Raw genomic sequence first — 25166 nt, 5'->3', positions numbered from 1 at the left:
GCAAGCGCTGCCGGAGATCGCGAACGGCTCGGCGAACAAGGTCTGGATCGTGCCCGCCGAGCTGTCCAAGGCCCTCGACGGCCTGGGCGGCGCGCTGGGTGGCCTGGCCAACATGGCCGGCGACGCCCCGACCGCAGCGGTCGACTCCCAGTCCGTGCAGCGGGAGGCCGTCGAGGCGGCCTCGGCGGCGGCCGCCGAAGCTCAGAAGATCGATGCCGAGGTACGCGCTGCCGAAGCCGAGGTGTCCGCCCCGGCCGACGGAGCACCCCAGAGCCTGCCGGCGGGACGGACAGGCTAGTCCTGGTTCGCGCCTAACGGTTCGACGATGCCGTGCGAATAGGTTGCGACGCGGGTCGTTCCGGTCTCCCGCGTCGCCGCCTTCGCCACGTACATGGCCTCGTCCGCGCGTTGCAGCAGCTCCTCGGCGGTCAGCTCACCGGGCGCGGAGAGTGCGATTCCGATGCTGGCTCGCGGTTGCATCGCCGTGTCGCCGATGAGGATGGGCTGGTCCATGTCGCCGACGATGCGCCGGGCAACGGCCAACGCGTTGTCGACCGTGCCGACGTTGTGCAGCACCACGGCGAACTCGTCGCCACCCAGACGTCCGACAGCGTCCATGCAGAGCCGCCACCGCCTGCTGATTTCGCGTGCTACGGGTCAGGGCCAGGCGCAGCCGGTCGTAGAAATGCCGCCGGTTGTACAACTCGGTAAGCGTGTCGGTGATCGCCAGCTCGTGATTCTCCCGCAGCGCCAGGACCTGCCGCACCACGACCACCCCGGTCATCGCGAACGCCCGGCAGTTTGCTGGCCACCCGGGCCCGGCGCTCGTCGGTCTGCAGGCGATGCCCAGCGGCGTGGCGGCACTGCACCACCGGGGCCGTCGCCAGCAGGAAATGCGCGACGATCCAGCACGTCCACTGCCAGACCGTCGTCCGTCCGCCGGTGCCCTGTGCGAGCTCATAGCCGAGCATGATGTCGCCCAAGGCCAGGAAGAACATCCCGGCGCCCAGTAACGTCGGTGCCGCCAAGCTCGCGCCGCGAAACCGATCCCGGTCAGGAGGTACAACCAGAAGCTGATCCCCACGAACGGCGTCACCTGGAAGGGCGCATGGAAAGGCTCTGGTACGCGACGTGCACCAGGACGACCGCGGCACTGCAGCACAGCCCGAACAGAAACCAGAGCCCACCCCTGCCCGTTCCGGGCACGCCCGGCCTGTCGGCTTCAGCGGTCACCGCGCCTCCTGTGTCGGATGACAGAGTCCTCGCTCCTGAGCGGCAACGGCGGAGAGAAACTTAGTGCGGCTCAGCCGCCCGAGCCGCCGCCGGGCGCGACGCCGGTGATGGCCTGTGTCTCGCGTTCGATCATCTCGACCAGCGGCACGTCGTCGCGGTTGGCCAGGATGACGCCGGCCCAGCCGGTGTCCGGATAGATGCACCAGTTGGCGCAGACGCCGGGGTTGCCGCCGGCGCGCTGCAGCGCCCACTGGCCACCGACGATGGCGGCCGAGGGCCCGTACGTGCCGAACCCCCCGGGGCCGTGCGGGACCTTGGCCGCGGTGAGCACGTCGGCCCAGGGCCGGTCCAGCAGGGTGCCGTCGCGCAGCGCGGTCGCGAAGCGGACCAGATCCGGCGCGGTGGCGAAACCGCCGTCGCCGATGGCGTCGATGAACATGCGGCCGGGGTTCCGGTCCCGGATGTGCTCATACGGACTGCCCCGGTCCAGGTTGCGGAGGGCGTCAACGCGGCTGCCGCCGGCCAGCGTCATGTACGGGTGCGCGATGTCCCGGCCGGTGAGCCACTGCGGGCGGGTGTGGAACGCCGAGCCGGTCATGCCGGCCCGCCGGAAGATGTTCTCCTCGACGTAGTCCCAGTACGTCATGCCGCTCACCGCCTCCACGATCAGCGCCGGAATGGCGGTCTCGGCACCGGCGTGAAAGGCGTTGGGCACGCCGGGGGTGGCCACCAGCTCGGACTGCCGGGCCCACCGCTCCCCGTACTCGTGCACCTCCTCCCGGCTCCGGAAGATCCGGTGGATGTCCTCGGCGGGGGTGTTCATCCCCGAGGTGCCGGAGAGCATGTGGTGGATGGTCACCTTCTCGGCGATGTCCGGGGCGAAGCCGGTCAGGTGCTTGCCCACCGGGTCGGACAGCTGCAGCCTGCCCTGCTGCGCCAGCTGGAGGATGGCGACCGCCTTGAACGGCTTGCCGGCCGAGCTGAGGGTGAACGCGGTGCCCTCGTGGATGCGGATCCCCCGCTCGCTGTCGGCCATGCCGTAGCTGCGCGACAGCACCGTCCGGCCCCGGTGCGACAGCAGCACCACCCCGGAGAAGCGGCCCGCGGCGGCCAGCCCGGTCACGTACCGGTCATAGGCGCGGATCCGCTCGCGCCCGGCCGGGGCCGCGTGCCCGGCCCCGGCGTTGACCAGCGGCGCACCGGCCGCCGCCAGTCCGGCCCATCCGATCAGCCGCCGCCGGCCGATGTCCCGTACCGAATTCTTTTTCTCTGCCACGGCAACCATGGTTCGCGGTGCGGAGATCCGGGCGCCTCCGCCTGAGGTGCCGATCTCCGCTACCCGAGGCTGACGACCGCGCGTCAACCAATCAGTGGATCCACACTCCACTGTCTGATGGAGCACCGGCTCAGCCACCGGATCGGGAGATGGGTTGATGTGCGTCCATCGGCGGGCTGCCACGGTGGGTAGGCCGATAAACCACCGGAGGGGGAACGGGATGAGTCAGTCGGAGCGCGAGCAGGTGAGCCGTCGTGCGCTGCTCGCCGGGGCGGGTGCCGTCGCGGGCGGCGTGCTGGGGGCCGGGATGGGCGGTGGCCCGGCGGTCGCCGCCGAGCCGGCCGCGGTACGGATCGGCCCGGCCGACCGGCGGTACGACAGCCTGCTGCGGGGCAACAACTTCCGGTTCGCGGGCCGGCCGGACGAGATCCGCGTGGTCGGCTCGACCGACCAGGTCGTCCGGGCCGTGACCGACGCCGTGCGGGCGGGGCGGCGGGTCGCGGCACGCAGCGGCGGCCACTGTTTCGAGAACTTCACCGCCGACCCGCGGGTCCGCACCCTGCTCGACATGTCGCCGATGGACGACGTCGGCTACGACCCGGCGATGCGCGCGTTCGTGGTGCGGCCGGGTGCCACCCTGGGACGGGTCTACAAAGCACTGTTCAAGGGCTGGGGCGTGACGATCCCCGGCGGTGGCTGCCCCGGCGTGGGCGCGGGCGGGCACTTCGCGGGCGGCGGATACGGCCCGCTCTCCCGCCGCTACGGCTCGGTCGTCGACCACCTGCACGCCGTCGAGGTCGTGGTGGCCGACCGGGCCGGCGCCGCGCGGGCGGTGGTCGCCACCCGTGACCCGGGCGACCCGAACCACGACCTGTGGTGGGCGCACACCGGCGGTGGCGGCGGCAACTTCGGCGTGGTCACCCGCTACTGGCTGCGCACGCCCGGCGCCACCGGCGACCCGTCCCGGCTGCTGCCGCCGGCGCCGCGCAACATGCTCGAATGTGTCTCCGCCTGGGCGTGGGAGGGCATGACCGAGGCGGCGTTCACCACGCTGGTGCGCAACTTCGGCACCTGGCACGAACGCAACAGCGCGCCCGGCGCGCCGGGCACCGGCGTCTACGGCATCTTCCTGCTCATGCACCGCAGCACCGGGTACTTCTCGCTGGTCGCGCAGATCGACGCCGACCTGCCCGACGCCGACCGCCTCGGCACCGAGTTCCTGGCCGCGGTGAACGCCGGCTCCGGCGTCGAGCCGGTCTTCACCGGCCGCAGCACGATGCCCTGGCTGCACAAGCTGACCTGGCCGGGCACCGGCGAGCCCGGCGACGCGGCCAACCGGCGCTACAAGATCAAGGCCGGCTACTTCCGCCGCGCACCGGCCGACCGGCAGCTGGCCGCCTTCTACCGTCACCTGACCGACCCCGCCGCGGGCGAGGGCGCCGGCATGCTCCTGCTCGGCTACGGCGGCCAGGTCAACACGGTGCCACCGGCCGCCACCGCGGTCGCCCAGCGCGGCACGGTCATGAAGGCGATCTACCAGTCGATCTGGGCCGACGAGGCCAATGACGCGACCAACCTGGACTGGGTACGCCGGTTCTACCGGGACGTCTACGCGGCCACCGGCGGCGTGCCGGTCCCCGGCGACATCGACGACGGCTCCTACATCAACTACCCGGACGTCGACCTGGCCGACCCGGCGTGGAACACCTCCGGCGTGCCGGCCAGCACGCTCTACTACAAGGACAACTACCCGCGCCTCCAGCGGCTCAAGGCCCGCTGGGACCCGCGCGGCGTCTTCGGTCACGCCCTGTCCGTCGAGCCGGCTCGCTAGGGCCGGCTCGGAGGCCAAGGGCGTGGCGCGCCGGCCTTCAACCGGCACCGACTGATCGTCCGGGCCCGATCTGGTCGATCTGCTGTCACCCGGCCTACTGGCTCGGCGGGGTTCACCGCCATCCGGTCGACGTGGCCGCCGCTCGCGCCTTCGAGTCGGCGTACGGGCCCTGTGCCTTGCTCTTTCGCTCTTTGCGGGCCTTCTCCGGCCGGGCGGTGCGGCACGCGGCGAGCGACGGGATCGATCCGTTCCTCGGCCGGCAGTCCTCGCCGGGCTGCCGGCCTTTCCGCCTGCTGGACACCCACCGGCCCCGGCATCGTGCCGGTCGCCCGCTGGCTGCCGGACGGCGACGCCGAGGACGTGGCGGACGCTTGTGGGGCGGCGTCGCGGTGAAGTCGGGATCACTGGACAGCGCCGAAGATTAGGCTAACCTAACTTCCGAGCACGGTGGCACGACGTACCGATGCCAAAGGCTAGGAGGCGGTGTGCACCGGGGACGACTGTCGGGTAGCAGCCTGCTGCGCCGCGCCATCGGCGGCCAGGCGCGCAGGGTCGGCCTCAGTGCGGTACTGAGCGCGGTGCACCAGGGCGGCGAGGCACTGATTCCGATCCTCATCGGCATCATCATCGACCAGGCGATCGGCACCGGCACCGCGGTGGACCTCGTCATCTGGATCGCGTTGCTGGCTGTGGCTTTCGCGATCCTCTCGGCCAGTTTCCAGTTCGGAACCCGCACCGGGGAGTTCGCGGTCGAGGGAGCGGCGCACGCTCTGCGGCTGGAGTTGACCACGCGGATCCTGCATCCACGCGGCTCCGCCGGCACCCGGCAGTTGCCGGGCGCCCTGGTGAACGTGGCCACCGGCGACGCGCAGCGGGTCGGGATGATCAACCTGGCGCTGCCGCTGGGTGTGGCCGCGTTCTGCGGGATCGCGACCGGGGCTGCCGCGTTGCTGCGCATGTCGGTGCCGTTGGGCCTGCTCATTCTCGTCGGTGCGCCGGTCCTGCTGCTCGCCGCGCACTGGCTCGGCAAGCCGCTGCAGCGCCGCAGCGAAGGCGAGCAGGAGCATGCGGCGCGGGCGGCCGGCGTGGCCGCCGACCTGGTGGCCGGACTGCGGGTGCTCAAGGGCATCGGCGCCGAGGATTCCGCGGCCGCCCGGTACCGCCGGATCAGCCGGCGGTCGCTGGGCGCCACTCAGCGCGCGGCCAACGCCAAGAGCTGGCACGACAGCACGCTGCTGGGGTTGACCGGCATCTTCCTCGCCGTCGTGGCCCTGGCCGGCGGCCGGCTCGCCGCGACGCAACAGATCACGATTGGCGAGTTGGTCGCCGCGGTCGGACTGGCGCAGTTCCTGCTCGGCCCGCTCGCGCTCATCGCCTGGGCGAACAGCGAGTTCGCGCAGGCCCGCGCGTCCGCCGGCCGGATCGCCGCGGTGCTGTCCGCCGGCCAGCAGATCCCCGGCGGTGATGCCCGGCCCGGGCCGGTCCGCGGGCACCTCCGCCTCGCCGCGGTCGACGCCGATCCGTTGCGCGGCCTCGACCTGGACGTCGAACCGGGTGAGCTGGTCGGCGTCGTCACCGGGGATCCGGTGGCCGCGACCACCCTCACCGACCTGCTCGGCCGGTTCCGGGACCCGGACGCCGGCACGGTCGAACTCGATCACCGCCCGCTGCACACCCTCGACCCGGTGGCGCTACGCGCTGCGGTCCTGGTCGCGGAGCACGACGCTGACCTCTTCGAGGGCACCCTGCTCGAGAACGTCGCGGTGGACCGCGCACCTGCCCAGGCCGTCCGGTCCGCGCTCGCGGCGTCCACCGTGGACGAGGTCGCTCGCGCCCTGCCCGGGGACGTCCACGGACCGGTGGCCGAGCGGGGCCGTTCGCTGTCGGGCGGCCAGCGGCAACGGGTGGCACTGGCCCGCGCGCTGGCGGCCGACACCCCGGTGCTCGTCCTGCACGAGCCGACCACGGCCGTGGACGCCGTCACCGAGCAGCGGATCGCCGCCGGGATCCGCGATCTGCGCCGCGGCCGCACCACCGTCCTGGTCACGACGAGCCCGAGCCTGCTGTCGGTGGCCGACCGGGTGGTGTTCCTGTCCGGCGGCGCAGTCCGGGCGACCGGCACGCACGCCGGGCTGATCCGCGACGACGACCGATACCGATCGCTGGTGCTGGCCTGATGACGAACGACCCGACGTCCGGGCGCGCCCTGCTGCCCACCGCTACCGGCGCGCAGACGTGGGCGGCGGTCCGGCGCCTGCTGCGCTCGCGGTGGCGGCTGGCGGTCCTCGCCGTGGCCGTGCTGGCCACCGGGACCGCCGTGGGGCTGGTCACGATCCGGCTGCTCGGCCTCATCGTCGACCTGGTCGCCGCCGGCCGGCCGGCCGGCGCTCTCAACGGGCCGGTGGTCGCCCTGATCCTGGTCGCGGCCGGCCAGGCGGTCGCGGCCGGCTGGGGCCTCACCCTGGTCGCCCGGCTCGGCGAGGGCATGGTCGCCGACCTCCGGGAACGGTTCGTCGAGCGGGTCCTCGCGCTGCCCCTGGACCAGGTCGAGGAGGCCGGCGTCGGGGATCTGACCTCGCGGGTCACCAACGACGTCACGGCGATCGCCACCGCCGTGCGCAGCGCGCTGCCCGAGCTCGCCCGCTCGGTGCTCACCATCGGGCTCACCGCGCTCGGGCTCGCCGTCCTCGACTGGCGCTTTCTGGTTGCCGCGCTGCTGGCCGTGCCGATCCAATGGCGGACCGTACGGTGGTACACCGGCCGGGCCCTCCCGCTGTACGCCGGTCAGCGGGTGTCGGTAGGTGCGCTGCAACACCAGTTGCAGGAGACGGTCGGCAGCGCCCGCACCGTTCGGGTCCTCCAGCTCCAGGACCGGCATCAGGAGCTGGTCCGCGCCCGTTCGCTCGACGCGATCGACTGGACGATGCGCGGAGTCCGGGTGCTGACCCGGTTCTACGGCCGGCTCAACCTGGCCGAGTTCGTCGGCCTCGCCGCGGTGCTGGTGACCGGCTTCCTGCTGGTCCGCGACGGGTCGGCGACCATCGGCGCGGCCACCGTCGCCGCGCTCTACTTCCACAGCCTGTTCGTGCCGATCAACACGGCGCTCGGGCTGGTCGACGACGCGCAGGCCGCGGCCGCCAGCCTCATGCGGCTGGTCGGGGTGACCGACCTGGCGGCACCGGCCGGGCCGGCCGGCGACGCGGTCACGCGCCCGGCACCGGCCACCGTCACGGTGGAGGCTGTCGACCACGCCTACCAGCCGGACCAGCCCGTCCTGCGGGGCGTCGACCTGGAGGTGGGCGCGGCGGAACGGGTGGCGCTGGTCGGCGCGAGCGGCGCGGGCAAGACCACCCTGGCCGGGCTGATCGCCGGCGTACGCCGGCCGACCGGCGGGGTGGTCCGGCTGGGCGGGACCAAGTTGGACGACCTCGACCCGGCCGAGGTACGGCGCCTGGTGATCATCGTCACGCAGGAGGTGCACGTGTTCGCCGGCCCGCTCGGCGACGACCTCCGGCTGGCCCGGCCCGCCGCCACCGACGACGAGCTGCGGGCCGCACTGGTCCGGGTCGGCGCCGGCGACTGGCTGGACGCGCTGCCGGACGGGCTCGGCACGGTGGTCGGCGACGGCGGGCACCGGCTCACCGTCACCCAGGCACAGCAGTTGGCGCTGGCCCGGCTCGTGCTGGCCGACCCACCGATCGCCGTCCTCGACGAGGCGACCGCGGAGGCCGGTAGCGCCGGGGCCCGGCTGCTCGAGGCCGCCGTGGCGGAGGCGCTCGCCGGGCGCACCGGCATCGTGGTGGCCCATCGGCTCACCCAGGCCGCCGCGGCCGACCGGGTCGTGTTGCTGGACGCCGGGCGGGTGGTCGAGACCGGCACCCACGCCGAGCTGTCGGTACGCCCGGACGGCCGCTATGCCGCACTGTGGCGCGCCTGGGCCGGCCACCGCCCCGCCGGATAGCCGGTCAGGTCACGTTCATCTGCTCGCGCAGCGACCGGGGACGCAGGTCGGTCCAGGTGCGCTCGACGTAGTCGAGGCACGCGGTCCGGGACTCCTCGCCGTACACGACCCGCCACCCGGCCGGTACGTCGACGAACGTGGGCCACAGTGAGTGCTGGTCCTCGTCGTTGACCAGCACCAGATACCGGCCGTCGGGGTCCTCGAAGGGGTTGGTCATCGGGTCGTCCTTTCCTCGTCGTACAGGTCGCTCAGACGTCGGTCGGCATCGGCCACGGCGGCCGTCAGCAGGCGCCGGAACGATTCGCCCAACGCGACGACGGCCGCATGGTCGAACCGGTCGGCGTCGTATTCCAGGTCGCAGTGGATCGGGCGGTCGTCGAGCGGCTCGTAGAAGCTCAGCGTCAGCTCGGCGCGGAGCGCGCCGGTGCTCAGCGACTCGAACCGGACATCCGCACCGCCGACCCCGGCCAGGCGGGCCTCCTCGTGGTGCACGATCAGCACGGCCGGCGGCGTGAGACCGTCCACCGCGGACAGCAGCGCGTCGAACGGAACGTCCTGCCGGTCGAGGGCGGCGAGGTCGGTGTCCCGCACCCGGGCCAGCAGCTCGGTGAAGGTGGGGTCACCGGCGGTGCCGGTACGCAGCACCACCGCGGTGAGGAAGCAGCCCACCAGGTCGGCGAGCACGGGCTCGGCCCGGCCCGCGACCAGCGCGCCGATCGGCAGGTCGGTCCCGGCGCCCGAGCCGGTCAACAGGGCCGCCAGCGCGGCGTGGAAGACCATGAACATGCTGGTGCCGGTGCGGCGGGCCAGCGCGTCGACGGCCCGGTGCGCCGCCACGTCGAGCACGATCGGCACCAGCCCGCTGCGGCCGGCCGGCACGTCCGGTCGCGGCCGGGCGCCGGGCAGCTGAAGGCGGCTCGGCATACCGGCCAACGAGGCCCGCCACTCGGCGAGCTGACGGGCGTGCCGGCCGGACGGATCCGCCGGGTCGCCGAGCAGCGCGTACTGCCATCGCGCGTAGTCCGCGTAGTCGACCGGCAGCGGTGTCCACCGCGGTTCCCCGCCGGCCCGCCGGGCCTCGTATGCGGTGGCGAGGTCGCGGATCAGCGGCACCACCGACCATTCGTCCACGGCGAGATGGTGCACGGTGAGCAGCACCGCCTGTTCGCCGGTGGCGTCAGTGAGCAGCCGGGCGCGCAGCGGTGCCCGGCCGGTCAGGTCGACCGGTTCCCGGCTGAGCCCGGCGAGTTGCTCGCCGAGCGGCCGGCCGGTCGGGGCGAGTCGCTCCAGTGCCGGCCGGGGGGTGCCGACGGTCCACAGTTCACCGTCCTCCCAGCGATAGCCGGTGCGCAGGGGTGCGTGCCGTTCGACCACGTCGTCGAGGGCCGCCGCGAACACGTCACCGTCCAGGCCCGCACCGCGGAAGGCGAACGCCAGATCCCAGCCCCCGTGCGGTGCCGCCGCCTGGTGCGCCTGCCACAGGTACCGCTGCACCGGCGCGGCCCGGCCGTCGGAGGCCTCCCCCGCCGGGCGCGCGGCCAGCTCGGGCCGGTCGGTGGCCGGCCGGTCGATGAGCCGGGCCAACCCGGCCACGGTCGGCGCGTCGAACACGTCCCGGACGGCCAGATCGGCGCCGAACGCGGACCGGACCTCACCGATCAGCCGCATGCAGGACATCGAGTGCCCGCCGAGGGCGAAGAAGTTGTCGTGCACGCCCACCCGGGGCAGGCCGAGAATACCGGCGAACAGCTCCGCCAGCCGGGCCTGCACCGGGGTGGCCGGCGCCCCGTCGCCGGTCAGCGCCGCCCAGTCCGGGGCGGGCAGCTTCCGCCGGTCCACCTTGCCGTTCGGGGTACGCGGCAACTCGCCGTCCAGGACCACGATCAGCGCCGGCACCAGGTAGCTGGGGAGCCGGCCGGCCAGGTCGGCACGCAGCGCGACGGGATCGGCCCCACCGGCCGCGGCGACGACATAGCCGACCAGCCGCTTGGCGTCGCCGGAGCCGTCGACCACGATGACCGCCTGCGCCACGTCCGGGTGGGCGGTGAGCGCGGTCTCCACCTCGGCGGGCTCGATCCGGTGACCGCGGATCTTCACCTGGTCGTCGACCCGGCCGAGGAAGTCGATGAGGCCGTCGGCACGCCACCGCGCCCGGTCGCCGGTGCGGTACATGCGTGCCCCCGGCGGCCCGTACGGGTCGGCGACGAACCGCTCGGCGGTCAGCCCCGGGCGGCCGAGGTAGCCCCGGGCCAGGCCCCGGCCGGCGATATACAGCTCACCGATCGCGCCGGGCGGCACCGGCATCAGCCGACGGTCCAGGACGTAGGCGACCGTGTTCGGGTCGGGCTGGCCGATCGGCACCGCGCCGGTCCAGTCCGGCTGGGCCCGCCAGAGCGTCGAGTTCACGGTGGCCTCGGTGAGCCCGTACGCGACGAACAACCGCAGGGTGGCCGCCCACCGGGCGATGACCTCCGGCGGCACCTGCTCGGTTCCCACCAGGACGGTGAGGCCGGCCGGCAGCTCGCAGCCCGGCGGCAGCGCGGCCACCAGCGACGGCGGCAGGATCGCGTGGCTGATGTCGGACTCGGCCAGCAGGCGGGTCAGGGCCGGCCCCGGTGCGCGCACCTCGTCCGGGGCGATCACCAGCCGGGCCCCGGTGCACATCGCCATCGCCACCTCGAACACGAACACGTCGAAGCCGATCGAGGCGAACTGAAGGATGCCGCTGCCGGCCGTCACCCCCATCGGATCGACGGCCGTGGCGACCAGGCTGCCGATGCCCTCGTGGGTGACCGTGACGCCCTTGGGGCGGCCGGTGGAACCGGAGGTGTAGATGACGTACGCGGCGTGGTCGAGGCCGGCCGGCGGTGCCGGCAGCGGCCCGGCCCACTGGTCGGCTGCCGGGACGCCGGGTTCCACGAGCACCCGGGTGACACCGTCGGCCTCGGGCAGGGCACCGGCCACCGCGGTCGTGGTGAGCACGTGCCGGGTCCCCGAATCGGCGAGCATGAACGCGAGCCGGTCCGCGGGATGCTGCAGGTCGAGCGGCAGGAAGGCGGCACCCAGTTCGAGCACCGCGAGCACCGCCACGATGGTCTCCAGCGACCGGGGGGTGGCCACGGCCACGATGCTCTCCGGCCGGACCCCGAGGGCGGCCAGCTCCCCGGCCAGCCCGCGGACCCGGTCGGCGAGTTCGGCGTAGGTCACCGTGCGGTCGCCGTCCACCACGGCGAGCGCGTCCGGCCGCTCGGCGACCCGGGCGGCGAACGCGGCGGGAAGGGTCAGCTCCTCGACCGGACGCCCGGTGGCGTTGAACGAGCGGAGCACCCGTTCGCGCTCGTCGTCGACGAGGATGTCGAGCCCGGCCAGCGGGGCCGCCGGCTCGGCGACCGCGGCGGCCGCGAGGGTGACCAGGCGCCGGGCCAGCAACCGCACGGTCGAGCGGTCGAACAGCTGGGTCCGGTAGGTCAGCCGGCAGGTCACCGCGTCCCCGCCCCGCTCGGCGAACTCCACCACCAGGTCGAACCGCGCCGTGCCGGTGCGCAGCGGCTGGTCGGCGACCTCGAGCCCGGCCAGCGTGAACGCGTCGGCCACATGGTTGCGGTGCACGACCATCACCTGGAACAGCGGATGCCGCGACAGCGACCGGGGCGGGTTGACCGCCTCCACCACCGCCTCGAACGGCACGTCCTGGTGGGCGAACGCGGCGAGGTCGCCGTCGCGGACCCGGGCCAGCAGGCCGGCGAAGCTGGGCTCACCGCTCAGGTCGGTCCGCAGCACGAGCGTGTTCACGAAGAACCCGACGAGGTCGTGCAGGGCCTCCTCGGTGCGGCCGGCGATCGGCGCGCCGAGCGGGATGTCGTCGCCCGCCCCGACCCGGTGCAGCAGTGCCGCGGTCAGCGCGTGCGCCACCATGAACGGGCTGGCGCCCGCCTCGGCGCCGAGCCGGCGCAGCCGCCGGACGACGTCGGCGGGCAGGTCGACGGTCACTTCGTCGCCGTCCGCGCCGGCCTGGGCCGGGCGGGGCCGGTCGAGCGGCAGCGGCAGCACCTCGGGCGCACCGTCCAGGGTGGACCGCCAGAAGTCGTACTGCGCGGCAGCGACGGCGGTCGGCTGGTCCGGCTCGCCGAGCAGGTCGAGCTGCCATCGCGCATAGTCGGCGTACTGGACGGGCAGCGGCGCCCACTCCGGTTCGCGGCCGGCGAGCCGTGCCGCGTACGCGGTGGCGAGGTCGGCCAGGAACGGCCCGTCGGACCACTCGTCGGTGACGATGTGGTGCAGCAGGAGGACCAGCACGTACTCGTCGTGTCCCGCCCGGATCACGGTGGCCCGCAGCGGCAGGTCGGCGGCCAGGTCGAAGGGGCGCGCGGCGGCGGTCGCCACGGCCTCGGGCACGCCGGCCGGGTCCGCGGGCTCCACCACCTCCAGCGGCGGGCGGGCCCGCTCGACGGGCAGGATCCGCTGGTAGGGCTCGCCATTTTCGGACCCGATGACGGTTCGCAGCACCTCGTGCCGCCCGGCCACCGCGTGCAGCGCGCCGTGCAGCGCGCCGACGTCGAGCGGGCCGCGCAGGCGCAGCGTCAGCGGGAAGTTGTACGCCGCCGACGGTCCCTGCATCCGGTCGAGGAACCAGAGGCGGCGCTGGGCGGACGACAGCGGCGGCCGCTCGGGCCGTTCGGTGCGCCGCAGCGCCGGCCGGGACGCCACGCCGGCCGGCGTACCGGTGACCCGGCCGGCCAGCTCGGCCACGGTGGGCGCCTCGAACAGGTCACGGATGGACAGTTCCGCGCCGAGCGCGGTCCGTACCCGGCTGACCAGGCGGATCGCCAGCAACGAGTGCCCGCCGAGGTCGAAGAAGCTGTCGTCGATGCCGACCGCCGGAACGCCCAGCAGGTCGGCGTAGACGTCGCAGAGCAGGGACTGTGCCGGCGTGGTGGGCGGCCGGGTGGCGGCCGAGGTCTGCACGGTCGCGGCCGGCAGCGCCCTGGTGTCGAGCTTGCCGTTGACGGTCAGCGGCAGCCGGTCGACCGCGACGAGGGCGGCCGGCACCATGTAGCCGGGCAGCCGCTCCTTCAGCGCGGCACGCACCTGACGCAGCGCGTCGTCGTCGGACGGCGGCCACTGCGGGCCGCGCACCAGGAAGCCGGCGAGGCGCTTCGCTCCGTCCCCGCCGGCCGCCTGGGCCACCACGGCAGCGTGGACCACGAACGGGTGCCCGGCGATCGCCGACTCCACCTCGCCCAGCTCCACCCGGTAACCGCGGATCTTCACCTGGTCGTCGGTGCGGCCGAGGAAGTCGAGGTTGCCGTCCGGACGCCGCCGGACGAGGTCGCCGGTGCGGTACATCCGCTCCCCCGGCTCTCCGTAGGGGTCGGCGACGAACCGCTCCGCGGTAAGGCCGGGCTGCCGGTGGTAGCCACGGGCCAGGCCGATCCCGCCGATGTAGAGCTCGCCGGGCGCACCGGGGGCGGCCGGGCGCAGGAACGGGTCGAGAATGTACGCCCGCGTGTTCCAGATCGCGGTGCCGACCGTGGACGTGGCGCTGTCGCCGGTGCCGCCGCCGAGGGTGTTGATCGTGTACTCGGTCGGGCCGTACAGGTTGTAGCCGGTCACGCCGTCGGTGTCCCGCAGCTTGCTCCACACCTGTTCGGGAACGGCCTCGCCGCCGAGCAGCACGAGCGGCGGCCGGTGCCGGCCCGGGCCGTCGTCGAGCAGGCCCTGCTCGATGAGGTGGTGAGCATAGGTCGGGGTCACGTTGACGACGTCGATCCGGTGCTCGTCGCAGTAGGCGACCAGGCCCGCCGCGTCCCGGCGCAGCTGCTCGTCACAGACGTGCACCTCGTGGCCCTCGACGAGCCACAGCAGTTCCTCCCAGGACATGTCGAAGGCGAACGAGACGGTGTGCGCGATGCGCAGCCGCCGCCCGGCCGCGGCCACCACCGGGCCGAAGATCGCCGCCCGGTGGTTGAGCTGCATGTTGGTCAAGCCCCGGTAGGGCGTGACCACGCCCTTGGGCCGCCCGGTCGAGCCGGAGGTGTAGATGATGTAGGCCGGATGCTCCAGCCGGCGCCGGTCGCCGCGCCGGAACGCCGGCGTCTCCCGCTCGTCGAGCGGGCCGCCCGGCAGCGCGGCCAGTTCGGCGATCACCTCGGGCGCGTCCACCACCACCGCCGGCACCGCCGACGCCGGCAGCAGCGGCGTCACCGGCACCGTGGTGAGCACGCACAACGGCTCGGTGTCGGCGAGCAGCAGCCCCAGCCGCTCGGCCGGGAGGTCGAGTTCGAGGGGCAGGTACGCCGCGCCGGTCCGCAGCACCGCGAACAGCGCGGCCACCATGTCCAGGGTCCGGGGCAGCGCCAGCGCCACGACCGTCTCCGGCCCGGCGCCGCGGGCCAGCAGCAGCCGGGCGATCCGGTTGACCCGCTCGTCGAGCTGCGCGTAGGTGAGCCGCTGCGCGCCCGCCACCAGCGCGACCGCGCCGGGGGTCCGGGCGGCCTGCTCGGCGAGCAGGTCGGCGACCGTGTCGGCGCCGACCGGGTTGCGGGTGCGGTCCCAGTCGTCGCGCAGGATCCGCCGGTCTTCTCCGGTGAGCAGGTCGAGGCGGCCGACCGGCCGGTCCGGGGCCGCCGCGATCCGGTCGAGCACCCCGGCGAGGCGGTCCAGCAGCGCCCGCGCGGCCGGGCCGTCGACGACCTCCGGCCGGTGGTCGAGCGCGAGCCGGAACCGGATGCCCGGCGTGACGACGAGGGTCAGCGGGTAGTGCGTGGCGTCCACGCCCTCGACGGCCTCGATGCCGTGCCGGCGCTGCAGGTCGGCCGACTCGGTCTCGTCGACGAAGTTCTGCATCACGTACAGGGTGTCGAACAGCTGGGTGTGCCCGGCCGCCCGCTGGATGTCGGCGAGTCCGACGTGGTCGTAGTTCATCAGCGTGAGCCGCTGGTCCTGCAGGCGCAGCAGCAGGTCGAGGACGGACTCGCGCGGATCCGCCGCGACCCGGACCGGCACGGTGTTGAGGAACAGCCCGACGATGCTGTCGACCAGCGGGACGTCGCCGTGGCGGCCGGCCACGGTCATGCCGAACACCACGTCGCTGCGTCCGGTGAAGCCGCCCAGTACCAGCCCCCAGGCCGCGGTGAACACGGTGTTGAGGGTGACGCCGTGCCGGCGGGTGACCTCGCGCAGCCGGTCGCCGAGCGCCGCCGGCAGCTCGATCGCGTGCCGCTCGGGCAGCGCCGGGGCCAGCCTGCGGTCGGCCGGCCCGACCATGGTCGGCTCGGTGAGGCCGGCCAGCGCGTCCCGCCAGTGCTCGATCGCCGAACCGGTGTCCTGCCCGCTCAGCCAGGCCAGGTGGTCGCGGTACGAGCCGGCGGGCGGCAGACCGGTGGCGTCGCCGTCCCGCTCGTAGAGCGTGAACAGCTGCTCGACGAACAGCTCTTCGGACCAGCCGTCCCACAGGATGAGGTGGTGGCTGACCACCAGCCGGTCCCGGCCGCCGGGCAGCCGGATCAGGGTGAGCCGGCACAGCGGCGGGTCCGCGAGGTCGAACCGGCGCGCCCGGTCGGCGGCCATCACCTCGGCGACCGCGGCGGCGCACTCGGTCTCGCCGAGGCCGCTCAGGTCGACCTCGTCCACCGGCAGCGACAGGCCGTCGGGGACGAACTGGACCGGCCGGCTCAGCCCGTCACTGGCGAATCCGGCACGCATGCCGTCGTTGCGGGCCAGCAGCGCGGCCCCGGCCCGGCGCAGCCGGGCGAGGTCGATGCGGTACGCCAGGTCGAACGCGTCCTGTCCGGTGTAGACGTCTAGGGCGCCGGCGTCGTAGCTCGCGTGGAAGTAGAGGCCCTCCTGCAGCGGCGACAGCGGCCAGACGTCGCCGACCGGCGCGCGGCTGATCTCCCGGACGCGGGCGAGCTCGTCCGGGGAGAGGGCGAGCAGCCTCGGGCCGGCGGCCAGCTCGCGCAGGGCCGCGGCCCAGCCGTCCGCAAGCGTGGCGACGTCGTCCTCGCTCAGCGGCCCGTCCGCCCAGGTCCAGGTCGCGACGAACTCCGGACCCCGGTCGGTTTCGGCGCACACGACGTCGACCTGCAGCAGGTGTGCCAGGTCGAGCCCGCCGTTGACCTCGGTGACCAGTTCCTCCGCCGCGGGCGTCCACGGCGCACCGGTCCCGGCGGGGAACCGGCCGTAGTAGTTGAACAGCACCTGGGGGACGGCCAGCCGGGCCAGGATCGGCGCGGTCTGTGCGTTCAGGTGCCGCAGCATGCCGTAGCCGAGACCACCGTCGGGGGCGGCCCGAAGCCGGTCCCCGGTTCGGGCGACCAGGGCGGCGAGGTCGTCGCCGGCGCGGTCCAGCCGGACCGGCTGGACCGCGGTGAGCCAGCCCACCGTGCGGGCCAGGTCCAGGCCGGGCTCGATCTCCTCACGGCCGTGCCGCTCGATCTCGACCAGCAGATCGCCGCCGGTGTCCCGTCCGGTGGCGCTGCGCCAGCCGCCGACGGCGTGGTGCAGCGCGGCGAGCAGCACGTCGGTGATCTCGGCGCGCAGCGCGGCGGGCACGGTGGTGAGCAGCGCCCGGGTCTCGGCGGCGGTCAGCCGGCTGATACTGCGCCGGGCCTCGGCGCCCGGCGCGGGAGCCGGGCCGGGCACCAGGTCCGCACCCGGGGCCAGCACCTGGATCCAGTGCTCCAGTTCGGCCAGCCGCTGCGGTGCCTGGGCCTGGGCCTGCACCGCCTGGGCGTAGCGGCGCAGCGACGTGCCGGCTGCCGGCAACGGCGAACCGGCGGCGGCCGTGGCGAGGTCCTCGAGAATGATCCGCCAGGACACGCCGTCCACCACGAGGTGATGCGCCACGAGCAGCAGCCGGCCCGGGTGGTGACCCGCGTCGAACCAGACGGCTTGCAGCATGCGGCCCTGGTCGGGGTCGAGCCGGTCGGTGGCGGCGGCCGCCTCGGCGGCGATCGCCGCGGCGAGCCCGCCCGCCGGCAGCGACGACACGTCGGCCCGGCGCATCAGCTCACCGGCGTCCACGGCACCGGCCGGGATGGTCTCCATGGTCCACAGCACCGAGGCGATCCGGCGCAGCCGTGCCCGCAGGCCGTCGTGCCGGTCGAGAACCGCCTGCACGATCCGGGTCAGCCCGGCCAGATCGGCCGACGCCGGCACCGTGAGGAGCACGGGCAGGGTGAACCGGTCGATCGGCGCACCGGTGTCGCGCAGCCAGTGCACGATCGGCAGCAGCGGCACGTCACCGACGCCGCCGGACTCGGCTTCGGGCCGCACCGGCGCCGGAGGGGCAGCCGGGACGTGCGCCGCCAGCGCCCTGGGCGTGCGCAGGGTGAGCACGTCGCGCGGGGTGATCGGCAGGTCGAGGCGGCGGGCCCGGCTGGAGACGGCGATGGAGAGGATGCTGTCGCCGCCGAGGGCGAAGAAGTCGCCGTCCGGCTCCACCTGGGACAGATTGAGGACGGCCGCGAAGACCCCGGCGAGGACCCGCTCGCGGTCGTCACCGCCGGCCGCCGGGCCGGGCTCCGGTGCGGACCGGCCGGCCGGAGGCAGGGCAGCGATCGCGGCCCGGTCGATCTTGCCGTTCGGCGAGAGGGGCAGCGCGTCGACGACCAGCACGGCCGACGGCACCAGGGCGGCCGGCAGGGCCGCCTCCGCCGCGGCGAGCAGCGCCGGGCCGTCGGGTCGCGGCGCGCCGGGCGCCGGCACGACGCAGCCGACCACCCCGACGCCGCCCGAGCCGGTGACCCGGGCCGCGACCGCCGCCTGGGCGACGCCGGGCTGAGCGGCCAGCCAGGCCTCGATCTCGGCCGGGTCGACCCGGGCGCCGCGGACCTTGATCTCGTCGTCGGCCCGGCCGACGTACGTCAGGGTGCCGTCGGCGTTGCGGTGCACGAGGTCGCCGGTACGGTACATCCGGTCCCCCGGCGCGCCGAACGGGTCGGCGACGAACCGGAGCGCGGTCTCGCCGGGCCGGCCGAGGTAGCCGCGGGCCAGCTGCGCGCCGGCCACGTACAGCTCGCCGGGCACGTCCACCGGCACCCGCTGGAGATGGTCGTCCAGGACGTATAGGCGGGTGTTGCCGACTGCGCGGCCGATCGGCACCGCGGCGGCGTGCGTGCCGTCATTGGGCCACCAGGTGACCTGCACGGCGGTCTCGGTCGGACCGTAGAAGTTGTCCAGCCGCGTCCCGGTCAGCGCGTGCCACCGCCGCGCGAGATCACCGGTCAGCGCCTCGCCGCCGCTGGACACCCAGCGCAGCGTCGCGGCCCAGCCGGTGTCCTCGCGGGCCTGATCGGAGAGCAGGAACGCGGCCACCAGCGAGGGCACCAGCGTGACCGCGGTGACCCGGTGGCGCCGGATCAGCGCAATGAGGTCGGCCGGGTCCTGGGCCGCGTCGGCCGGCGGGATAACGACGGCGCCCCCGGTGTACAGCGGCCAGAACAGCTCCCAGACCGAGGTGTCGAATCCGATCGGGGCGAGCTGCAACATCCGGTCGCCGGTGCCGAACGAGAACTGCCGCCGCGACCACTCCAGCTGGCTGACGATCGCCCGGTGGCTGACCAGCACGCCCTTGGGCCGGCCGGTCGAGCCGGAGGTGTAGATCAGGTACGCGGCACCATCCGGAGTTGCGGGGTTTGGCACCGGTGCCGCCGGGCCGGCCACCGGCCGGTCGCCGACCAGCACGAAGGACAGTCCGTCCCGGCGGGGCAGCCGGGCGGCCACGTCGGCGGTGGTCACCACGATCCCGGCCGCCGCGTCGGCGAGCACGGCGGTCAGCCGCTCGGCCGGGTGCGCCGGGTCGAGCGGCAGGTAGGCGGCGCCGGCCTTCATCACCCCGAGGAGCGCGACCATCAGCTCCACCCGGTGCGGCACAGCCACGGCCACGATCCGCTCGGGGCCGGCCCCCTGGGCCACCAGACGGGCGGCCAGCTCACCGGCCCGGTCGTCGAGCTCCCGATAGGTCAGCGCGCGCTCACCGGCGAGCACCGCGACCGCTTCGGGGGTCCGTGCGGCCCGGGCGGTGATCGCGGCGGGCAGCGTGGTGTCCGGCACGTCGAAGGTGGGCCCGTACGCCGGGGACCCCTCGGCGTCGTGCAGGGCGATCCGGCCGACGGGCTCGGCCGGGGTGTGGACGACGGCGGCGAGCAGCCGGGCGAGACCGGTGCGGATCCGCGCCACGACGGCCGGCGCGATCCGGCCCGGGTCGTACTCCAGGGTGAGCGCGAGCCGGGGCCCGGGCGCCACCAGCAGGGTGACCGGGTAGTGGGTGGCCTCGCGGAACGCGACCCCGGTGACCCGCAGCGCACCGTCCGGGTCGGCCAGGCCGGCGTGGTCCGGATAGTTCTCCATGACGACCAGGGAGTCGAACAGTTCCTCGGCCCCCGCCAGCCGCTGGATGGCGGCGAGCCCCAGGTGCTGGTGGTCGAGCAGCGCCGCCTGCTCGGCGGCGAACCGGGTCAGCAGGTCGGCGAGCGGCTCGGCGGGCTGCCAGCGCATCCGCACCGGAACCGTGTTGATGAACAGGCCGATCATCGACTCGATCCCGGCGACGTCAGCCTGCCGGCCGGAGACGGTGCTGCCGAACGCCACGTCACGCCGCCCGGTGAGCCGGCCGAGCAGCAGGCCCCACGCGGTGTGCAGGACGGTGCCGAGGGTGACGCCGTGCGAACGGACCCGCTGCGGGAGGATCGCCGCGACGTCGTCCGGCAGGGCGACGGCGACCTGCCGGACCGGGGCCGGCATCGCAGCGGGGTCCGCGAGCAGGGCCGGGTCGTCGAGGCCGGCCAGGGCCTCGCGCCAGGCGTCGGAGGCGGCCTGCTGGTCGCGGCCGGCCAGCCATTCCAGATAACGCCGGTACGGGGTGACGGCGGCGAGCCGGGGCGGTTCGCCGTGCGTGGTGTAGCCGGCGAGCAGGTCGCGCAGGAACACCGCCACGGACCAGCCGTCGGTGACGATGTGGTGGTGGGTGAGTACCAGCGTGTGCCGGTCGTCGGCATGCCGTATCAGCAGGCAGCGCAGCAGCGGCGGGGCGGCCAGGTCGAACCCGGCGGCCCGTTCCCGGCCGAGCTCCTCCTCGAAGGCGGCGGGGTCGTCCGCCGGCAGGTCGATGGTCCGCCAGGGCACCTCGATGCCGTCCACCACCACCTGGACGACGCGGCCGTCGGCCAGGTCGCGGAACCCGGCCCGCAGCGGGGCGTGCCGGTCGAGCACGCCCTGCACGGCGCGGCGCAGCGCCCCGGCGTCCAGTCGACCGTCCAGGGTGACGAGCTGCTGCACCTCGTACTGGTCGGCGTCGCCGGCGGTGGCGTGGAAGTAGAAACCGAGCTGGAGCGGGGTCGGCGGAAGCACGTCGGCGAGCCCCGGCGCGGCGGCCACCAGCGCGTCGACGTCGTCCTGCGCCAGCGGCACCAGCGGGAAGTCGGACGGGGTGAAGCCGCCGGCGCCCGGGGCCGCGGTGTGCTCGACCAGCGCGCCGAGCGCAGCGAACCAGCCCTCGGCCAGCGTGGCCACGCTCGCGTCGTCGATCAGCGCGTCCGGGTAGGCCCAGGTCACGCCGAGCCGCGGCCCGTCCGGGTAGTCCTCGGTGAAGGCGTTGACCTCGAGCGTGTACGGCGCGACCGGCATCTCGGCGTCGTACCCGCCGGCCAGGACGCCCGCGCCGGGGACCGGGGTCCACGGGGTGTCCTGCCGGGTGGCGACCGCGAACCGGCCCAGGTAGTTGAAGCTGATCTGCGGGACGGGCAGCGCGGCCAGGGCCGCTGCGGTCTCCGCGTTGAGGTAGCGCAGCAGCCCGAACCCGAGGCCGTGGTCCGGCACCGCGTTCAGCTGCTCCTTGATGCGCTTGAGGGCGGCACCCGCGGCCGGCCCGCCGGCCAGCGCCTCGGTGACGTCCACCGTGCCGAGGTCGAGGCGGACCGGGAAGACGCTGGTGAACCAGCCGAGCGTGCGGGACAGCCGCACCTCCGGGTGGATCTGTTCCTCGCGGCCGTGGCCTTCCAGGGCGATCAGCACCGGTGGCGTGCCGTCCTGGCGGCGGCGGCGCCAGTCGGTGACCGCGAGCGCGAGCGCCGTGAGCAGGACGTCGTTGACCCCGGCGTGGAACGCGGCCGGCACGGTGGTCAGCAGCGCCGCGGTGCGGTCGGCCGGCAGCCGCAGGGTGAGCCGCCGCACGGTGTCCAGATCGCCGACCGGGTCGAGCGCGCGGCGGCCCAGTGCCGGGTCGGGCCCGGTGAGCTGATCGGTCCAGTACGGCAGTTCGGCGATCCGGTCCGGCCGGTGCGCGTCGGCCGCGGTGATCTCCGCCCAGCGCCGCAGCGGTGTGCCGATCGACGCGAGCGCGGCGGGCCGGTCGGCGGCGGCAGCAGCACCGGCCTCGGCGAGGTCGGGCAGCAGGATCCGCCAGGAGACGCCGTCGACCACGATGTGGTGCACCGCGACGACCAGATATCCCGGGCGTGCAGGGCCGGTGTCGAGCCAGACGGCCTGGACCATCACGCCGGCCTCGGGGTCGAGCCGGTTGCCCGCCTGCCGCGCCGCTTCGTCGGCCAGCGGGCGGATCTGGCTCTCCGCCAGCCCGGCCGCGTCCGTGCGATGCAGCCAGTGTTCGGCCGCGACGGTGCCGCGTGGCGCGATCACGAGCCGGCCCGGAGCCGTCGCGGTGGCCCGGACGAGGCGGGACCGCAGCGCGTCGTGCCGGTCCGCGACCGCCTGCAGCGTACGCACCAGGCCGTCCCGGTCCGCGCCGGACGGCAGGCGGATCAGCAGCCACTGGTTGAACGCGCCGAACGGGCCGCCGCACTCGTCCAGCCAGGCCATGATCGGCAGAAGCGGCATCTCGCCGACGCCGGCGTCCGGGTCGTCCACCACGTCGGCGGCGGTGGTGAGGACGGGGGCCAGCGCCGCGACGGTGCGGTGCTGGAAGACCTGTCGCGGGGTGACGACCAGGCCGGCCTGCCGGGCCCGGATCACCAGCTGGATCGACACGATGCTGTCGCCGCCGAGCGCGAAGAAGTCGTCGTCCACGCCGACCTCGGGCAGGCCGAGCACCTCGGCGTAGAGCGCGCAGAGCACCTCCTCGCGGGCGTCGCGGGCGGCGCCGCCGGTGGTCAGTGCCGCGAAGTCGGGCGCCGGCAACGCCGCCCGGTCCACCTTGCCGGCGGTGGTCATCGGGATGCGGTCCAGCGGCACGAACGCGGACGGCACCATGTAGTCCGGCAGCCAGCTGCGCGCGTGCGCGCGCAGGACCTTCATCAGCGCGTTCGCGTCGCGGAACGGCGCCGGGCGGTTGGCATAGCGGTCCGGCTCCGCGGCGGCGTCCCCGGCCCGGTAGGCCGGCGGCGGCTGCACACCGGGCGGGGTGAAGACGGCGTCGAGCCGGCCGTCGCGGGTGCCCGCGGTCCAGGTGACCTCGGCCTGCCAGCCGTGTTCGGCGGCGAGCCGGTGCAGGTCCTCCGGGTCGACGGCCGGTCCCTCCGGTGCCGGCCCGGTGCCGGGATCGAGGGTGTCCAGCACCGCGATGTCCGCGGTGAGCCGGGCGTTGCGCAGTCCGGTGACCCGGACCGCACGGTCCTGGCCGGCGACGAGACGGCCGGCCAGCTCCGCCCAGGTGACCTCGTCCGCCGGCTCCGCGTCCGCCACGGCGGCGGTACGCAGCACCACGTCGTAGCGGTAGCGGGTCAGCTCGTTGTGGAACCGGCCGCGCTTGACCCGCACGTCGACCGCGGTGACGCCGGGCAGAGCCGGGCGGCACGCGGTGAACAGGTCAGGGTCGACGAGCAGCTCGCCCTCCCACCGGACGGCGCGCCGGACCGCCGGCCAGGCGACGGCCGGGTCCGCGCCGGGGTGGCGCAGCGCCTCGACCCCGGCCCGGAGCGCGGGAAGGAGCCGCAGGTGCCGGACGTCGCCGAGAAAGACGGACCCGCCCGGCGCCAGCAGGCCGGTCGCCTTGGCAAGCACGTCGAGCAGGTACTCGACGCCGGGGAAGTACTGCGCCACCGAGTTGATCACGACGGTGTCGAAGAACCCGGCCGGCAGCCCGCCGACCTCGTCGGCCGGCTGTGCCGACAGCTCGACCCGGCCGGCCAGCTCCGGCACGCCGGCCACCTGGCCGCGCAGCGTGCGGATGGCCTCCTCGGACAGGTCGGTTCCCCAGTACGCCTCGACCCGCGGCGCGATCCGCGACAGCAGCAGGCCGCTGCCGACGCCGATCTCCAGCACCCGGCGGGGGCGCAGCCCCAGGATGGCGTCGACCGTGGCGGCGCGCCACTCGCGCATCTGCTCGACCGGGATCGGCAGGCCGTCGTAGGTGCTGTTCCAGCCGGTGAAGTTCTCCACGAAGGACTCGGTGCGGCCCGCGGCGTAGAGCAACTCGTGCAGCTGCTTCCACTGCCCGACCTGCTCGGCGGTGGTATCGGCGGCGTGGGACGGGCCGTCCAGCCGGGGCACCACATAGGCGGCGAGCCGGACGTCGCCGGGCCGGTCCTCCCGCGCGGCCACGGCGACCTGGGCCACCGCCGGGTGCTGGCCGATCACCGACTCGATCTCCCCCAGCTCGATCCGGTACCCGCGGACCTTGACCTGGTTGTCGGCGCGGCCGACGAATTCGAGCTGCCCGTCCTCGCGCCGGCGCACCAGATCGCCGGTGCGGTAGAGCCGCTCGCCGGCCGGGCCGAACGGGTCGGCGACGAAGCGTTCCGCGGTGAGCGCCGGCCGGCCCAGGTAGCCGCGGGCCAGGCCGGGACCGCCCAGGTAGAGCTCGCCGACCCCGCCGGCCGGGGTCGGCCGCAGCGCGGCGTCGAGCACGTGGCACCGGGTGTCCGGGTCGGCGATGCCGATGGGCACGGTGGCGCCGGGCGGGACCGCCGGGTCGCACCGGCCCAGGGTGGAGTTGACGGTCGCCTCGGTCGGCCCGTACGCGTTGAACATGGGGCGGCCGGGCGCCCACCGGGCGACGAGTTCGGCGGAGACCCGTTCGGTGCCGGCCAGCAGCGTCGCGCCGGCCGGGAGGTCGCAGCCGGCTGGCATCGCGGCCAGCAGGGCGGGTGGAAGGATCATGAACGTCACGCCGTGCTCGTGGGCGTAGTCGGCCAGCGGCGGACCGGGCACCCGGCGCTCGGCCGGCACCACGACCAGCCGGCCGCCGGTGAGCAGGCCGAGACACAGGTCGAAGAACGCGACGTCGAAACTCGGCGAGGCGAACTGCAGCACCCGGCTGTGCGGGCCGACCCCGAGCCGCCCGGTGGCGGTGGCGAGCAGCTTCACGACGCCGGAGTGCGAGACGACGACGCCTTTCGGGCGCCCCGTCGACCCCGAGGTGTAGATGACGTACGCGGCACCGGCCGGCGTGAGCGTCGTGCTGGGCTCGGTCGCGGGCCGCCCGGCCAGCTCGCCGGCGAACGCGGGATCGTCCAGCAGCAGCCGGGCCGCGGTGGCGCCCGCCGGCAGGACGGCCGCCAGCTCGGTCGTGGTGAGCACGCAGGTCGGTGTGGCGTCGGCGAGCAGGTAGGCGATCCGCTCGGCCGGGTACTCGGGGTCGATGGGCAGGTAGGCCCCGCCGGTCTTGAGTACCGCGACCTCGGCCACGATCAGGTCGGCCGAGCGAGGCAGGCAGAGGCCGACCACCCGCTCCGGTCCGGCGCCCCGGGCGATCAGCGCGTGCGCGAGGCGGTTGGCCCGCTCGTCCACTTCCGCGTAGGTGAGTGCGGTGCCCTCGTAGACCACCGCCACGGCCTGCGGCCGTTGGCGGACCTGGACCGCGAAGAGCTCGGGCCAGGTCGCCAGGGTCGTCACGACAGCGTCGGTTCGCGCGAATTCGGGCACAGCGAAGTACCGCCCCTCGAGGGTGACGTAGGTGTGGAAGTCTG

General features: G+C 74.7%; 8 protein-coding genes and 1 pseudogene. 5 read left to right on the top strand and 4 right to left on the bottom strand.

Going from position 1 to position 25166, the window contains the following annotated elements:
* Positions 1-298 (top strand): annotated as a pseudogene (locus tag Ari01nite_RS30610) (SPFH domain-containing protein); the annotation flags it as partial.
* Here the strand turns inward: Ari01nite_RS30610 and Ari01nite_RS50190 are convergent.
* Both Ari01nite_RS50190 and Ari01nite_RS30600 read right to left on the bottom strand, forming a co-directional pair.
* Positions 295-642, bottom strand: a complete 348-nt coding sequence (locus Ari01nite_RS50190; protein WP_275410894.1) for a diguanylate cyclase domain-containing protein — start codon at positions 640-642, stop codon at positions 295-297. The pseudogene Ari01nite_RS30610 and the gene Ari01nite_RS50190 overlap by 4 nt on opposite strands.
* Positions 643-1303: 661 nt before the next feature.
* Positions 1304-2509, bottom strand: a complete 1206-nt coding sequence (locus tag Ari01nite_RS30600) for a serine hydrolase domain-containing protein (RefSeq protein ID WP_239163170.1) — start codon at positions 2507-2509, stop codon at positions 1304-1306.
* A 220-nt stretch (positions 2510-2729) separates the two neighbouring features.
* On the opposite strand from Ari01nite_RS30600, the gene Ari01nite_RS30595 reads away from it, so the two are divergent.
* The 4 genes from Ari01nite_RS30595 to Ari01nite_RS30580 are packed head-to-tail and all read left to right on the top strand — an operon-like array spanning position 2730 to position 8301.
* Positions 2730-4340 carry an FAD-binding oxidoreductase gene (locus tag Ari01nite_RS30595; RefSeq protein WP_239163169.1) on the top strand — a complete coding sequence of 537 codons (1611 nt, stop codon included), beginning with the start codon at positions 2730-2732 and terminating at the stop codon, positions 4338-4340.
* Positions 4286-4765, top strand: coding sequence for an SAM-dependent methyltransferase (locus tag Ari01nite_RS51000; RefSeq protein WP_275410893.1), 480 nt, complete (start codon positions 4286-4288; stop codon positions 4763-4765). The genes Ari01nite_RS30595 and Ari01nite_RS51000 overlap by 55 nt, the downstream gene beginning before the upstream one ends.
* Before the next feature lie 60 nt (positions 4766-4825).
* Entirely contained in the window at positions 4826-6517 is a 1692-nt protein-coding gene (locus tag Ari01nite_RS30585) for an ABC transporter ATP-binding protein (RefSeq protein WP_239163167.1), read from the top strand.
* Complete coding sequence (locus tag Ari01nite_RS30580) at positions 6517-8301, top strand: ABC transporter ATP-binding protein (protein ID WP_239163166.1); 1785 nt, start codon at positions 6517-6519, stop codon at positions 8299-8301. Before Ari01nite_RS30585 ends, Ari01nite_RS30580 begins: the two co-directional genes overlap by 1 nt.
* A gap of 4 nt (positions 8302-8305) precedes the next feature.
* Here Ari01nite_RS30580 and Ari01nite_RS30575 read toward each other — a convergent pair whose 3' ends face one another.
* Positions 8306-8518 carry an MbtH family protein gene (locus tag Ari01nite_RS30575; RefSeq protein ID WP_203785677.1) on the bottom strand — a complete coding sequence of 71 codons (213 nt, stop codon included), beginning with the start codon at positions 8516-8518 and terminating at the stop codon, positions 8306-8308.
* Positions 8515-25092, bottom strand: a complete 16578-nt coding sequence (locus Ari01nite_RS30570; protein ID WP_203785676.1) for a non-ribosomal peptide synthetase — start codon at positions 25090-25092, stop codon at positions 8515-8517. The genes Ari01nite_RS30575 and Ari01nite_RS30570 overlap by 4 nt, the downstream gene beginning before the upstream one ends.
* Positions 25093-25166: the final 74 nt, after the last annotated feature.

The organism is Paractinoplanes rishiriensis, from assembly GCF_016862375.1.
In the GTDB taxonomy this organism is placed as follows: Bacteria; Actinomycetota; Actinomycetes; order Mycobacteriales; family Micromonosporaceae; genus Actinoplanes; species Actinoplanes rishiriensis.
Note: the sequence above shows the minus strand (reverse complement) of the source record. Positions and strands in the feature narration are given on the sequence as shown.